This window comes from Pseudomonas sp. GW821-FHT09E04, from assembly GCF_059416185.1.
The window spans coordinates 832103-847240 of the sequence record NZ_JBWKOR010000001.1 but is presented as its reverse complement, the minus strand read 5'-3'; the positions used below and the strand labels follow the sequence as shown (position 1 = coordinate 847240).

Sequence of the window (15138 nt, the reverse complement as noted above, 5' to 3'; positions counted from 1 at the left end):
ATTGCGACGGGCAGGCTTGTCCGGGAGGTGGGGTGGGACGATCTCGGCGAATCCTTTAATTGACGGCCATATACCGGGTATCGACCGTCTGGCCACTATATTGATATCATTTTTTTGATCGAGCGGTCCGCCGGGCTTCAACCTCCGCAATCAGTGCCAACCCGACCATAAATTTGTCCATTTTTTTTGATTGTTCCTTTTTTGATGATGGAGAGGTTTATATGATCTGCCCAAGATGTCAGCAGGATAATGTTGTCAAGGCGATGATTAAGGCGAATAAGACGATTATTTTTATTTGCCCAGAGTGCGATGCGACGTGGTTCTCGATCGAAAATATTGGGTTTCCCGGTTTTGTAGATTACGGGACTTATATGAAAGGCATTGGACTTTCCATGCTGTGGGATGAATTGGAAGTTGTTTCGGAAGATTTGTAGGGGGGCGCGAATAGCAAAAAAAAGGAGGGGTTGTTTTATTGAATAAATCTGTCCCCTATTTGTGCACTTTGGGAGCCGAGATAGAGGAGTTTGGTGCGCCCTATATTGAAATTTCTGAATCGGGGACGCTGGCCATTGTTGCGAAAGATCGCGGTGAAGAATGTTTCAGGAAAGAATCAACATCACCGGAAATATTGGCTAAATGGGTGTATGAGCTTTTCAACAAGTAAGATCAATGAAAGTGAGCTGAGATGAATGGTCTTGAGTCGGTGAAAAACCTGATCATCCAGACAGTGAAGGAGAAGACAGGTGATTTCGATGGTGATGGTCTGGAGGCTGATTACAAGCTGAACTGGAAGGACGAACTGTCGGAAATGCTGGAGCTCGTCCTCTTCAATATGTCTAAAGCAGCATCCGCCAGAGAGAGAGGAGATGACGTCATGTTGCAAGCGGCGTTGATGCACTCATGTATACATCTCATGAATTTATCGGGGTTTTTCCGGGATATCCGTGACGATCTGGAGGCCCTGCTTTTAGGTCCAGGCTGGCCAGAGATTCCAGATGGTTTCAGTTATGGAAACACTAAAAGGGGACTCCTAAAAGGGGACGGATTTATTTGATTTAATAAATCTGTCCCCTTTTAGTGTGCTTTTAGTGAGTAATCGATCAATAACTCGAAAGGCTTTAATGAATGACCATTGATTTTGACTTGCTTGGCCCAGGAGACCTTGGACTGATTCGCGCAGGTATGACCCGTGAAGATTCGAGGTCGGCCCTCGAAAGCCCCTTTGACGAGTTTTTGAAAAGTCCGGATTCCGCTATCCCAACCGATGCATATGATGATTTGGGACTTCATGTCTACTTCGATAATGCCTTGATGGTCGTCGGCGTTGAGTTTTTGAAATGGGCTCAATTCGCCTGGCGCGGTCAGCGGTTGGCAGGCGAAGAAGTGCTTGTCGTTCAACAGTTTCTGATAGAGCAAGGCGAGTTTCTGGTTTTCAATAACTCAGGCTTCAATGTGGCCCGTCTGGGCCTGCGGTTCTACGCACCTGAAACGGGTGAAGAGGACGCTATCGTCGAGGCTGTTTATGTGGACTTTACTGGTGTCGACTGAGCGTAGCCGGAGATGACCTATGAGTATGTATTCCAGGTTTGATGTTTGTATAAGCCGATACGCTGATGATGAGATTCCGACCGATTACTGGTCGGATGTCAAAGTTGTGAACGCGTCCGGGATACTTGAAGAGTTTTCCGACACCGACTGGTCGGAACTGCTGGCGGCCGTCAATGGCAAGAGTGAATTCTGGATTTTGCGCATGTGCGAATCCATGGGGAGTGTTGCTGATGAGCGCGCCCTGGCTGTATTGCTGGATCTCATGTTTCACGAAAGCGAAACCGTCAGGTATGCGGCGCTGGACGCTATCAGGTCGATGACAAGCTCAGGTGTGGAAGCGGGAAAGTGCTTCGCTCTGATTGCGTCGGCCATCGAGCGAGCAAAGCAGGAAAACAACCAGGCAGGGCGGGTGTCGGTGTTGAATCTCGAGCATCTGCTTACAAGCAAATGAAGGAGGAGGGCAGACCACGTCGAGTGGTCTGCTGATCTTGCCAGAAACGAATTCGAGCGCGACGTGCGGCATCGTTTGATGTCGTTTGCTGGTGTTCTTTCGCTTACTTCGGATAAAGCGGCGGTAACCCACTGTCCCCAACCGGATCCTGCACCCGCTCCGCCGTCGGAATCGTCCGGATCGCCCGCCACAGATCCTCACCCTGCCAATGCTGCCCGGTCTCGCTATACAACGCACCGTTGAGACCATCGAGCGCATCCGACAGCGGCACAAACCGCGCCGCCATATCCGCCAGGGTTTCCGGCTGCTGACGGGCCCAGGCGTCGAGGGCCTGGCGGGTGGCGTGGGGGTCGTTGGCCTGGCTGGCGCGTTTGATGTCGTCGAGCAGGGTGCGCGGGCTCGGGCCGGTTTGCGCGGCGCGCAGGATTGCCGGTTGCCAGCGGGCGCGCCACCACAGGCCGAAGCCGAGCAGGGTGGTGCAGGCCAGAATCAGCGTGCTGAGTTTCCACCACCACAGCGCTTCACTGTCGGCGCCGCTGAGCGGTTGTGCGCTGCCGGCCGGGGTGTCGACTTGCAGGCTCGGGTTGTTCACCACTTGCAGAGTGCGCGCCGGCAGGCTGGTGTGTTCCAGGTGATCTTCGAAGGTGTTCCACCACACCACGTCCACGGTCGGCAGTTCGATCGAACCGCTGCGGCTCGGTACCAGTGCTTCGCGTTCTTCACGGCTGCCGATCAGACCGCGTTCGCTGCTCTGGTTGTTGAGCACGGGTTGGTCCGGGTAGCGACGCAAACCATTGGCTTCGGTGGCGGGCAGGGCGGGCAGTTGTGAGCTGGCGAGGCCTTCGACCTTGAGGGTCAGGCTGCGGGTCAGGGAGTCGCCGACCTGCGTGTGATCAGGCTCCGGGTTCCAGCTCTCGCTCAGGCTCAGGCTGCGGGCCGGCAACCACGGCGCATCGCTCGGATAAGTGATCGGTTTGGGTTTGACGGTCAGCGGGATTTCCGAGGACGCGACGCGCAGCAATTTGCCGGTTTTCGGCCCTTGGGCGGTGGGATCTTTTGCCGGCTGAGTGTCGACCAACGTGGCGCTGAAGGTCTGCGGGGTGATGGTCAGCAAACCACTGTGCTGCGGATAGATCGCATAGCGCATCTCGATCACGCCATGCCGAACACCGTTGATGTCTTTTTCGTAGGTGCGCGTGTCGCCCAGTTGCTCGATGCGCGCGTCGGTGATCTGCAACGGAGTCACGCTGCTGTCGTCGTACAGCGAAACCGAATGGTAGATGCGCAGGGTCAGGACGGCCTGGGCCTGCACGTAGACGCTGGACTGGTCGAGGCTGGACTCGATGAACACCGGGTCGAGCGCATTCTTTTCTTCGTGAACGTCGCTTTCGACCACCTGCACGGTGATCGGCTGGCTCTCGGTTTCGCCGAGTTTCAACGGCGGAATTTCCACGCTGCCGTTCTGTTTCGGCAACAGAGTGATGATCCAGCGGGTGGTGGCGCGGTTCTCGTTGTTGAGGGTGTTCAGCTGGTTGACCTGGCGTGTGCCGCGCACTTCGAACAACGGTTCCAGCGGGGTCAGATCAGGTTTGCCGAACTGCGTGACATCGTTGGATTCGAGAGTGAGTTCGACCGTCTCGCCGGAGTTCAGGCGACTGCGATCCACACTGGCCGTCAGCCCGGCCGCCTGGGCGGTGGCCGTGCAGATCAGCAGGGGCAGCAAGAGAGCGGTGAAACGGGTCATCGAGTGTTTTCCTGATCCTGATGTTGTTGCTGTTCGTACCAGAATTTGCGTCGCAGCAGTTCGCCCGGATCATCCGGGATCTTGCCCAGCCACTGTTCCAGTGCCTGGCGTTGCTCGCCTTCGACGTTGTCTTCGCTGGGGCGCAGCGTCGGGCTGGTGTTCTGTTCTTCGTCCGGCGCGCTGTTGGGCACTTCGTTGGGGCCTGGCTGCGGCGGGGTGGTCGGCGGTGGTTCACTGGCCGACTCCGCGGGCTGGGCTTCGCTTGGCGCATCATTCTTGACCGCCGGTGGCGGTGCAGTGGCGGGCGGTGGTTCGTCGCCCGGCACGTTCTGCTGCGTCGGTTGCTTCTCGGGCTCGGTCGGCGGCGGAGTGTTTTTCTGCTTGAGCAGGTTTTCCACCAGCGCCTTGTTGGTCAGCGCCGGGCGCAAATCCGGCTGCAACTCCAGAGCCTGTTCGTAGGCATCGATCGCCGCTTCCAGCTCACCGCTTTTCGCCAATGCGTTGCCACGATTGTAGTGGGCGCGGGCATCGCTGCCTTCGGCGAAACGCTGGGCGGCGCCACTGTAGTCGCCGGCCTCGTACAACGCCAGCCCTTGCCACTGATGATCTTCGAAGTGTTTCGCCGCTTCGGCAGGACGCTTCTGCTTGAGCAGGTGCAAACCCTGTTGATCGGGGCGCAGCCACAGGTCTTCGAAATCAAAAGCGTAGCTCGGCTGTGGCAGGCAAAACAGCAGCGGCAGGCAGAACAACCAGCCACGGCGCCCGGCACACGCGGCAAGCAGCAACAGCGGCAACAGCAGCCAGTAACCCTGATCGGCCCAGGTATCGAGGCGCAGGGTCTGGCCGTCGTTGCGCAGGCTGCGCGGGCCATTGAGCAGACCAAGGCTGCCCAGATCCGACTCATCCAGCCGTGCGCTGTGGTACTCGCCGCCCACCGAATTGAGGAAGGCGCCGAGGCCGGGACTGTCGAGTTGCGGCACGCGGATAGCACCCTGGGCGTCCTTGAGGAAACTGCCGTCCTCCTGAGCAATCGGCGCGCCCTCGGCAGTGCCGATGCCAAGCATCAGCAACTGCGCCGATTGCCCGCTCAACGCATGGCGAATGCCTTGGCGTTCCTCATCGGACAGCGAAGAGCCGATCAGCAGGATGCGTCCCTGACCCAGTGCGCCTTGCTCCAGCAAGGCCAGCGCCTTGCTCACAGCAAGATCGGCGCGATGACCGCTCTCTGGCATCAGCGACGGCTTGAGGGCGTCGAGCAGATTGCGGCTGGTCGCCAGGTCATCCGACAGCGGCACCAATGTATGAGCGCTGCCCGCGTAAACCACAATGGCGGTCTGCGCATCGCTGCGCGCCTTCAACAGATCGAACAGCTTGCGCCGGGCTTGCTCCAGACGCGTGGGCGGCGAGTCGGTGGCGAGCATTTCCGGGGTCAGCTCCAGCACAACTACTAGCGGATCCGCCGGTTTCTGGCTGGTCTGTTCGACGCGCTCCCAGCTCGGCCCGAGCAGCGCCAGGATCGTCAGCAACCACGCAACGCCCAACGCAACCCACGGCAGTTTGCTGTCGCGACCGCTGCCGCCACTGAGCAATGCGGCATGGAACGCTGGCGGCAGAATCATCTGCCAGCGCCCGGCGCGTTTCTGCCGATGCCAGAGCTGCCAGATCAACCAGCCGAGCAGCGGCAACAACAGTAACCACCACGGACGGAACCAGTGCGGCCAGAGGGCGATCATCGGCGCCTCCGCAGACGCAAACGCTTGAGGCGCGCGCGCCAGTCAGGCAGGGGGCTTTGCAGATACAGCTCCTTGGTGAACAGCCGTTGCAACGGGTTGTCCGGCCACAACTCGCGGGTGACCAGCAACATGCTCAACAGCAACGCCAGCGCCAGAGGCCATTGATACAACGCCTGGGCCGGGCGTGCCTGGGTCGGTTGCTGAGCCACGGGTTCCAGTTGGTCGAGGGTGTCCTTGATCGCTTGCAGTTCTTTGCCGTCACGGGCGCGGAAGTAGCGGCCGCCGGTAGCGTCGGCAATCGCCTTGAGTGCCGGCTCGTCGAGGTCGAGGGTCGGATTGCCGCCGAGCAGTGCCGTGGCGCCGCTTTCTTCGGGGTCGGCACCGATACCGATCGGATAGATTTTCACGCCTTCGTTGGCGGCCAGTTTTGCGGCGGTCAGCGGATCGATTTCGCCGCCGTTGTTGGCGCCGTCGGTGACCAGAATCAACACACGGCTCTGTGCCGGGCGCATGCGCAGACGTTTCAGCGCCAGACCGATGGCGTCGCCAATGGCGGTGTTCTTGCCGGCGATGCCGATCCGCGCTTCGTCGAGCCACACCCGCACGGTGCGTCGGTCAAACGTCAGCGGTGCTTGCAGATAAGCCTGGCTGCCGAACAGGATCAAACCGACCCGGTCGCCATCGCGGCTTTCCAGAAAGTCACCGAGCAAATGCTGAACCAGTGACAGACGACTGACGTCCTCGTCGTTCCATTGCATGTCGGGGAAGTCCATCGAGCCGGACACGTCCACCGCCACCAGCAGATCACGACCGCTCGCAGCAATCGGCAGCGGTTCGCCGAGCCATTGCGGGCGGGCGGCAGCGATCAGCAGAAACAGCCACAACAGCATGAAGGGTGCCTGCTGGCGCCAGGCGGGCAGATTGGCGCGGGCACGGCGGCGTGCGAGGCCTTCCAGGTCACCGAGGAAACTCACCTTCAACGCCGGCTCGCCACTGTCGGCGACAGGCAGCGCGAGGCGCATCAGCCACGGCAGTGGCAACAGCACAAAGATCCACGGCCAGGCGAACTCAAACATGCTTGCGGATCCAGGTGTCGACGGCTTGCGTCAGGCCGGCGATGGCCTTGTCGTCGAGTTTGCACTCGGGTTTGTAGGCGCCCTCGACCAACACCATCCAGCGGGTCAGGCCGGCCGCGGGGCAGCGGTTGTCGAGAAACGCCAGCCATTTGCGCCCGTTGAGGGTGTGGCTCTGGCTGTACGGGTAATGGTTGCGGCACAGGCGTTTGAGCAGGCCGTTGAGTTGTTGCAGCCACGCGCCGGCCGGGGCGCCGTCGTAAGGCTTGACCATTTGCGCCAGCTCGGCGAGTGCGGCGATGCGCACCGGATCGAGCGGCAGTTCAGCGCGCACGATGGGTTTCTTCTTGATCGGAATGAAACGGCGCAGACGCCACAGCACGATGCCGATCAGCGGCAGCAACAGAAGCAGCAGCCACCAGCCCGGCGCCGGTGGCCAGAAGGCAATCGGTGGAGGGGAAATCAGCGGTTGCAGTTGTTCGAGGCCGTTCATCGAACTTTCCCCGGGCGCTGCGGATTGAGGAACTCGCGCATCTGCTCAACCATTTCGCTTTGGGTGCTCAACGGCATCAGCAACACCCGCAGTTTCTGCGCGAGCAGTTCCCAGCGGGCGATGCGTGCTTCGGCCTGGGCGCGATAGGTCTGGCGCAGGTCGAAGTTGAGGGTGTCGAGTTCCAGTTGTGCGCCGCGTTCAGCGAATCTCAGCAGCCCGGCAGCGGGCAGGGCGTGATCCAGCGGATCGGACAGCGGCAGCATCAGCAGGTCGCAATGACGCGACAGCAGGCTCAATTGCTGCTCGGCACTGTCGGTCAGTGCGCGCTCGTCACAGATCACGATCACCAGACTGCCAGGGCGCAGCACTTCACGAGCCCGGCGCAACGCCACGCCAAACGCATCGCGATCCGGCTCCCGCTCGCTGTGCAGCGACTGGTTGACCTTCACCAGACGGTTGAGCAGTTGCAGCAGGCTCTGCTTGCTGCGGCGCGGCTTGATTTCGTAATGCTCGTTGTCGCCGAACACCAGTCCACCGACCCGGTCGTTGTGACCTAGCGCGGCCCAGCCGATCAGCGCTGCAGCCTGCGCCGCGAGCACCGATTTGAACATCAGTCCGGAGCCAAAAAACAGCCGCGTGCTTTGCTCGACCATGATGAAAATCGGCCGCTCGCGCTCTTCATGGAACAGCTTGGTGTGCGGCTCCTGAGTCCGCGCGGTCACGCGCCAGTCGATGGTGCGCACGTCGTCGCCGGCCTGATAGACCCGCACCTGATCGAAGTCCACGCCACGGCCACGAAATTTCGAGTGGTGCAGGCCGATCAGCGGGCTGCGCTGGCTCGGCGTGGAAAACAGCTGCACTTCGCGCACGCGGTGACGCATCTCGATCAGCTCGGCGAGGCTGACGCGAATACCCGGTTCGGACGGCAGAGAGGCGTTCATCGGGGTCAAGCGACGGCTACGACGTCGAGAATCCGTTGCACCACCCGATCCTGGTCGATGCCAGCGGCTTCGGCCTCGAACGACAGGATGATGCGGTGACGCAACACGTCGAACAGCACAGCCTGGATGTCTTCCGGGCTGACGAAGTCGCGACCGGCCAGCCAGGCGTGAGCGCGGGCACAGCGGTCGAGGGCGATCGAGCCACGCGGACTGGCGCCGTAGGCAATCCATTCGGCCATTTCCGGGTCGAACTTGGCCGGGTTGCGCGTGGCCATGACCAGTTGCACGAGGTATTCCTCCACGGCGTCCGCCATGTACAGACCAAGGATTTCCTTGCGTGCGGCGAAGATCGCCTGCTGGCTGACCCGACGTTCTGGCTTGGTTTCGCCGTTCAGGGCTTCGCCCCGGGCCTGTTGCAGGATTCGGCGTTCGACGGCCGCGTCCGGAAAACCGATTTTTACGTGCATCAGGAACCGGTCGAGCTGCGCTTCGGGCAGCGGATAGGTGCCTTCCTGCTCGATCGGGTTCTGCGTGGCCATCACCAGGAACAGCGGCGACAGCTCATAGGTGCTGCGCCCGACACTGACCTGACGTTCGGCCATCGCTTCGAGCAAGGCTGATTGCACCTTGGCCGGGGCACGGTTGATTTCGTCCGCCAGCACCAGGTTGTGGAAAATCGGGCCTTGCTGGAACACGAAACTGCCGGTTTCCGGGCGATAGATCTCGGTGCCGGTGATGTCGGCGGGCAGCAGGTCCGGGGTGAACTGAATGCGATGGAACTGGGCTTCGATGCCCTCGGCGAGCTCTTTGATCGCTTTGGTCTTGGCCAGACCCGGAGCGCCCTCGACCAGCATGTGGCCGTCGGCGAGCAGGGCGATGAGCAAGCGCTCGATGAGTTTTTCCTGGCCGAGAATCTGCGTTGAAAGAAAGGTTCGCAGCGCCAGCAGCGCTTCACGATGTTCCATCGATGACTGTTCCTGGAAAGGGTGGCCACAGGCGTTCGGATAACGCCAGGGCTGGGGGCGTTACTTTAATCCATCGCAGGGGGTGGCGACTAACGGCATTTTGCGCAAAGTGCGGGAAATGACCGGGGCAATTGTTGGAATTTTGTAGGGCGGGGGAGATGCGGTGTTCTTTGAGGCCCTTTCGCAGGCGAAAGGGCCGGCCCAGACGCCATCAAATCTGGCTGATAAAGGTGCCAGTACCGTCAAGAATGTTCTTCAGGGTTTCCTCAACTTCGGCCAGATCCACCATGTCCGGGTTGTAGGTGATTTCCAGCACGTCATCACCATTCAGCGCATCGGCATCCGCCGCCGCGATTTCGATTTTCAGCAGGGTCTTGGTCAAGGTGACTTTCACGCCATCGAGGGTGGACGGCTCGCCATCCAGCGTGATCTCCAGCTCATCCTCGTCCGGATAGCGGCTCATCAGAAACATGTCGCCCTTGTCGCTGTGGCAGCAGAGCATGGCCATGTTGTCTTCTTCGTCGTCGCACGGGTTGACGATCAAAAGGGCGGTGGTCATTTGCATGGGAAATTCCTGCCTCGGCGGGCTCGGTGGTCGCAATAAAGCGCGATTCTGCCAGCCCTCGGGAATTTCTGCTCGCCTGAGTGTCAGAGGATGTGTCGTGAACGCGACGCAGGTCAATGGTCATTTCTGGCACGCATGTACCGTAAAACCGGGGATTCAGACCGGCGTTCTGCCCCATGAATGCTAGTGTTTACCGATGCACTTGCCTCGGTTTACGTGCCAATGACCGAATATGTCGCAGCACCGCAAGCAGACACATTGTCGCACCCATTAAGCTGCGCAACGGATGAGCACCCGTAAAGACATTGTCGGCAGCCCGGACAGTCGTTTTTGCAGATGCCCATTCATGGAAGGTGAATGTGACCTGAGTGTCTCGTCCAGCTTCACCCACCTGTCACCCTGTTTCCTCTGCCCGAGATTCAGGAACAGGGCGACGGAACGCCCCGAAAGGGGTTTTGTACGCGACGCTTTCCATCAATAACAAGCCCAAGCGGAGTACCACAGATGGCGTTCTTCACCGCAGCCAGCAAAGCCGACTTCCAGCACCAACTGCAAGCGGCACTGGCGCAGCACATCAGTGAACAGGCACTGCCACAAGTGGCGCTGTTCTCTGAACAATTCTTCGGCATCATTTCCCTGGACGAGCTGACTCAACGTCGCCTCTCCGACCTCGCTGGCTGTACTCTTTCTGCGTGGCGCCTGCTTGAGCGCTTCGATCACGCGCAACCGCAAGTGCGCGTCTACAACCCCGATTACGAACGTCACGGCTGGCAGTCGACCCACACCGCGGTCGAAGTGCTGCACCACGACCTGCCATTCCTGGTGGACTCGGTGCGTACCGAGCTGAACCGCCGCGGCTACAGCATCCACACCCTGCAGACCACCGTGCTCAGCGTGCGTCGTGGCAGCAAGGGCGAATTGCTGGAAATCCTGCCTAAAGGTTCGACCGGCGAAGGCGTACAACACGAATCGCTGATGTACCTGGAAATCGACCGCTGCGCCAACGCGGCCGAACTGAATGTGCTGACCAAGGAACTGGAACAGGTCCTGGGTGAAGTCCGCGTTGCGGTCGCCGATTTCGAGCCGATGAAGGCCAAGGTGCAGGAAATCCTCACCAAGCTCGATAACAGCGCATTCGCCGTCGAAGCCGACGAGAAGACCGAAATCAAGAGCTTCCTGGAATGGCTGGTGGGTAACCACTTCACCTTCCTCGGCTATGAAGAGTTCACCGTTGTCGATCAGGCCGATGGCGGCCACATCGAATACGACCAGAACTCCTTCCTCGGCCTGACCCGGATGCTGCGCACCGGTCTGACCAACGAAGACCGTCACATCGAAGACTACGCCGTGAACTACCTGCGCGAACCGACGCTGCTGTCGTTTGCCAAGGCTGCGCACCCGAGCCGCGTCCACCGTCCGGCTTACCCGGACTACGTGTCGATCCGCGAAATCGATGCCGACGGCAAAGTCATCAAGGAACACCGCTTCATGGGCCTGTACACCTCGTCGGTGTATGGCGAAAGCGTACGTGTCATCCCGTACATCCGCCGCAAGGTCGAAGAGATCGAGCGCCGTTCCGGCTTCCAGTCCAAGGCTCACCTGGGCAAGGAACTGGCACAGGTTCTGGAAGTGCTGCCGCGTGACGACCTGTTCCAGACCCCGGTCGACGAACTGTTCAGCACCGTGATGTCGATCGTGCAGATCCAGGAACGCAACAAGATCCGCGTGTTCCTGCGCAAAGACCCGTACGGTCGTTTCTGCTACTGCCTGGCCTACGTGCCGCGCGACATCTACTCCACCGAAGTCCGTCAGAAAATCCAGCAAGTGCTGATGGAGCGCCTGAAGGCGACCGACTGCGAGTTCTGGACCTTCTTCTCCGAGTCCGTGCTGGCCCGCGTGCAGCTGATCCTGCGCGTAGACCCGAAAAACCGCATCGACATCGACCCGCTGCAACTGGAAAACGAAGTGATCCAGGCCTGCCGCAGCTGGCAGGACGACTACGCCGCCCTGACCGTTGAGACCTTCGGCGAAGCCAACGGCACCAACGTGCTGGCCGACTTCCCGAAAGGCTTCCCGGCCGGTTACCGCGAGCGTTTCGCTGCGCACTCGGCCGTGGTCGACATGCAGCACCTGCTCAACCTGAGCGAGAAGAAGCCGCTGGCCATGAGCTTCTACCAGCCGCTGGCTTCCGGCCCACGCGAGCTGCACTGCAAGCTGTATCACGCCGATACCCCGCTGGCCCTGTCCGACGTGCTGCCGATCCTGGAAAACCTCGGCCTGCGCGTGCTGGGCGAGTTCCCGTATCGCCTGCGTCACAACAACGGCCGCGAGTTCTGGATCCACGACTTCGCGTTCACTGCCGCTGAAGGCATGGACCTGGACATCCAGCAGCTCAATGACACCCTGCAGGACGCGTTCGTCCACATCGTTCGCGGCGATGCCGAAAACGATGCGTTCAACCGTCTGGTGCTGACCGCCGGCCTGCCATGGCGCGACGTCGCGCTGCTGCGTGCCTACGCTCGCTACCTGAAGCAGATCCGTCTGGGCTTCGACCTCGGCTACATCGCCAGCACCCTGAACAACCACACTGACATCGCTCGCGAACTGACCCGGTTGTTCAAAACCCGTTTCTACCTGGCACGCAAGCTGGGCAGCGATGATCTGGACGACAAGCAACTGCGTCTGGAACAAGCGATCCTGACCGCGCTGGACGACGTTCAAGTCCTCAACGAAGACCGCATCCTGCGTCGTTACCTGGACCTGATCAAAGCGACCCTGCGTACCAACTTCTACCAGACCGACGCCAACGGTCAGAACAAGTCGTACTTCAGCTTCAAGTTCAACCCGCACTTGATCCCTGAACTGCCGAAGCCTGTTCCGAAATTCGAAATCTTCGTTTACTCGCCACGCGTCGAAGGCGTGCACCTGCGCTTCGGCAACGTCGCTCGTGGCGGCCTGCGCTGGTCCGACCGTGAAGAAGACTTCCGTACCGAAGTCCTCGGCCTGGTAAAAGCCCAGCAAGTGAAGAACTCGGTCATCGTGCCGGTGGGTGCGAAGGGCGGCTTCCTGCCGCGTCGCCTGCCACTGGGCGGCAGCCGTGACGAGATCGCGGCCGAGGGCATCGCCTGCTACCGCATCTTCATCTCGGGTCTGTTGGACATCACCGACAACCTGAAGGACGGCAAACTGGTACCGCCGGCCAACGTCGTGCGTCATGACGACGATGACCCGTACCTGGTGGTCGCGGCGGACAAGGGCACTGCAACCTTCTCCGACATCGCCAACGGCATCGCCATCGACTACGGCTTCTGGCTGGGTGACGCGTTCGCGTCCGGTGGTTCGGCCGGTTACGACCACAAGAAAATGGGCATCACCGCCAAGGGCGCGTGGGTTGGCGTACAGCGCCACTTCCGCGAGCGCGGCATCAATGTCCAGGAAGACAGCATCACCGTGGTCGGCGTGGGCGACATGGCCGGTGACGTGTTCGGCAACGGCTTGCTGATGTCCGACAAGCTGCAACTGGTTGCTGCGTTCAACCACATGCACATCTTCATCGACCCGAACCCGAACCCGGCCACCAGCTTCGTCGAGCGTCAGCGCATGTTCGACCTGCCGCGTTCGGCATGGTCCGACTACGACACCAGCATCATGTCCGAAGGCGGCGGTATCTTCTCGCGCAGCGCGAAGAGCATTGCCATCTCCCCGCAGATGCAGGAACGCTTCGACATCAAGGCCGACAAACTGACCCCGACCGAACTGCTGAACGCCTTGCTCAAGGCGCCGGTGGATCTGCTGTGGAACGGCGGTATCGGTACTTACGTGAAAGCCAGCACCGAAAGCCACGCCGATGTCGGCGACAAGGCCAACGATGCGCTGCGCGTGAACGGCAACGAACTGCGCTGCAAAGTCGTGGGCGAGGGCGGTAACCTCGGCATGACCCAACTGGGTCGTGTGGAGTTCGGTCTCAATGGCGGCGGTTCCAACACCGACTTCATCGACAACGCCGGTGGCGTGGACTGCTCCGACCACGAAGTGAACATCAAGATCCTGCTGAACGAAGTGGTTCAGGCTGGCGACATGACCGGCAAGCAACGCGACCAGTTGCTGGCGAGCATGACCGACGAAGTCGGTGGTCTGGTGCTGGGCAACAACTACAAGCAGACTCAGGCCCTGTCCCTGGCGGCCCGCCGCGCTTATGCGCGCATCGCCGAGTACAAGCGTCTGATGAGCGACCTGGAAGGCCGTGGCAAGCTGGATCGTGCCATCGAGTTCCTGCCGACCGAAGAGCAACTGGCTGAACGCGTTGCCGAAGGCCACGGTCTGACCCGTCCTGAACTGTCGGTGCTGATCTCGTACAGCAAGATCGACCTCAAGGAGCAGTTGCTGGGCTCCCTGGTGCCGGACGACGATTACCTGACCCGTGACATGGAAACCGCGTTCCCGCCGACCCTGGTCAGCAAGTTCGCCGAAGCCATGCGCCGTCACCGTCTGAAGCGCGAAATCGTCAGCACCCAGATCGCCAACGATCTGGTCAACCACATGGGCATCACCTTCGTTCAGCGACTCAAAGAGTCCACCGGCATGACCCCGGCGAACGTGGCTGGCGCTTACGTGATCGTGCGTGACATCTTCCACCTCCCGCACTGGTTCCGTCAGATCGAAGCCCTGGACTATCAGGTCTCCGCTGACGTGCAACTGGAGCTGATGGACGAGCTGATGCGTCTGGGCCGTCGCGCTACGCGCTGGTTCCTGCGTGCCCGTCGCAACGAGCAGAACGCTGCCCGTGACGTCGCGCATTTCGGTCCGCACCTGAAGGAGCTGGGTCTGAAGCTGGACGAACTGCTGAGCGGCGAAATCCGCGAAAACTGGCAGGCGCGTTATCAGGCTTACGTCGCAGCCGGTGTACCGGAACTGCTGGCGCGTATGGTGGCAGGGACTACCCACCTCTACACGCTGCTGCCGATCATCGAGGCTGCCGACGTGACCGGTCAGGACCCAGCCGAAGTGGCCAAGGCGTACTTCGCCGTGGGCAGCGCGCTGGACATCACCTGGTACATTTCGCAGATCAGCGCCTTGCCGGTTGAAAACAACTGGCAGGCCCTGGCCCGTGAAGCGTTCCGCGACGACGTCGACTGGCAGCAACGTGCGATCACCATCGCCGTTCTGCAAGCGGGCGGCGGTGATCTGGACGTGGAAGCGCGTCTGGCACTGTGGATGGCGCAACACGACGCGATGATCCAGCGCTGGCGCGCCATGCTGGTGGAAATCCGTGCCGCCAGCGGCACCGACTACGCCATGTACGCGGTGGCCAACCGCGAGCTGAACGACGTGGCGCTGAGCGGTCAGGCCGTTGTGCCTGCTGCGGCGACTGCGGAGCTTGAGCTTGCTTGAGTAGCTGTTGAATGAAAAAGCCCCTGCATTGTGAGATGCGGGGGCTTTTTTTTGCCTGTGCTTGGCGGTATTGCGGTGGTGTAGCTTAAACCGTTCCCCCTCACCCCAGCCCTCTCCCCCAGGGGGGGCGAGGGGGAAAGGGAGCCGATTTGTGTGTTTTTTGAAACTTGAGTTCGACTCGGTATTTCACGTCGGCGTAACTCTAACAAACACCTCGATCAGTTCCCTCTCCCT

General features: G+C 60.4%; 13 protein-coding genes. 6 read left to right on the top strand and 7 right to left on the bottom strand.

The window, feature by feature from the left end:
• Positions 1 to 221: 221 nt before the first annotated feature.
• The 5 genes from AC07N4_RS03760 to AC07N4_RS03740 all read left to right on the top strand — a co-directional run bounded on the left by AC07N4_RS03760 (position 222) and on the right by AC07N4_RS03740 (position 1999).
• Positions 222 to 434, top strand: coding sequence for a zf-TFIIB domain-containing protein (locus tag AC07N4_RS03760; RefSeq protein ID WP_273536439.1), 213 nt, complete (start codon positions 222 to 224; stop codon positions 432 to 434).
• A gap of 38 nt (positions 435 to 472) precedes the next feature.
• Positions 473 to 664: a hypothetical protein gene (locus AC07N4_RS03755; protein ID WP_493064979.1), complete on the top strand. Its 192-nt coding sequence runs from the start codon at positions 473 to 475 to the stop codon at positions 662 to 664.
• Between the two features lie 21 nt (positions 665 to 685).
• Complete coding sequence (locus tag AC07N4_RS03750) at positions 686 to 1054, top strand: hypothetical protein (RefSeq protein WP_493064978.1); 369 nt, start codon at positions 686 to 688, stop codon at positions 1052 to 1054.
• A gap of 71 nt (positions 1055 to 1125) precedes the next feature.
• A complete protein-coding gene (locus tag AC07N4_RS03745) occupies positions 1126 to 1548 on the top strand; it encodes a hypothetical protein (RefSeq protein ID WP_493064977.1) in 423 nt (140 codons plus the stop codon).
• Positions 1549 to 1567: 19 nt separating this feature from the next.
• Positions 1568 to 1999, top strand: a complete 432-nt coding sequence (locus tag AC07N4_RS03740) for a HEAT repeat domain-containing protein (RefSeq protein ID WP_493064976.1) — start codon at positions 1568 to 1570, stop codon at positions 1997 to 1999.
• A gap of 103 nt (positions 2000 to 2102) precedes the next feature.
• Here AC07N4_RS03740 and AC07N4_RS03735 read toward each other — a convergent pair whose 3' ends face one another.
• From AC07N4_RS03735 to AC07N4_RS03705, 7 genes are all read right to left on the bottom strand, one after another.
• Positions 2103 to 3743: a BatD family protein gene (locus AC07N4_RS03735; protein WP_493064975.1), complete on the bottom strand. Its 1641-nt coding sequence runs from the start codon at positions 3741 to 3743 to the stop codon at positions 2103 to 2105.
• A complete protein-coding gene (locus tag AC07N4_RS03730) occupies positions 3740 to 5476 on the bottom strand; it encodes a tetratricopeptide repeat protein (protein WP_102620973.1) in 1737 nt (578 codons plus the stop codon). Before AC07N4_RS03730 ends, AC07N4_RS03735 begins: the two co-directional genes overlap by 4 nt.
• Complete coding sequence (locus tag AC07N4_RS03725; protein WP_493064974.1) at positions 5473 to 6552, bottom strand: vWA domain-containing protein; 1080 nt, start codon at positions 6550 to 6552, stop codon at positions 5473 to 5475. The genes AC07N4_RS03730 and AC07N4_RS03725 overlap by 4 nt, the downstream gene beginning before the upstream one ends.
• Positions 6545 to 7042: a DUF4381 domain-containing protein gene (locus tag AC07N4_RS03720; protein ID WP_102620975.1), complete on the bottom strand. Its 498-nt coding sequence runs from the start codon at positions 7040 to 7042 to the stop codon at positions 6545 to 6547. Before AC07N4_RS03720 ends, AC07N4_RS03725 begins: the two co-directional genes overlap by 8 nt.
• On the bottom strand, positions 7039 to 7983 hold the full coding sequence (locus AC07N4_RS03715) for a DUF58 domain-containing protein (RefSeq protein WP_096820033.1): 945 nt from the start codon (positions 7981 to 7983) through the stop codon (positions 7039 to 7041). Before AC07N4_RS03715 ends, AC07N4_RS03720 begins: the two co-directional genes overlap by 4 nt.
• 5 nt (positions 7984 to 7988) lie before the next feature.
• Entirely contained in the window at positions 7989 to 8948 is a 960-nt protein-coding gene (locus tag AC07N4_RS03710; protein WP_007913915.1) for an AAA family ATPase, read from the bottom strand.
• 211 nt (positions 8949 to 9159) lie between these two features.
• A complete protein-coding gene (locus AC07N4_RS03705) occupies positions 9160 to 9513 on the bottom strand; it encodes a hypothetical protein (RefSeq protein ID WP_096820032.1) in 354 nt (117 codons plus the stop codon).
• Positions 9514 to 10017: 504 nt separating this feature from the next.
• Here AC07N4_RS03705 and AC07N4_RS03700 point away from each other — a divergent pair.
• Positions 10018 to 14904, top strand: a complete 4887-nt coding sequence (locus tag AC07N4_RS03700) for an NAD-glutamate dehydrogenase (RefSeq protein WP_096820031.1) — start codon at positions 10018 to 10020, stop codon at positions 14902 to 14904.
• Positions 14905 to 15138 lie beyond the last annotated feature (234 nt).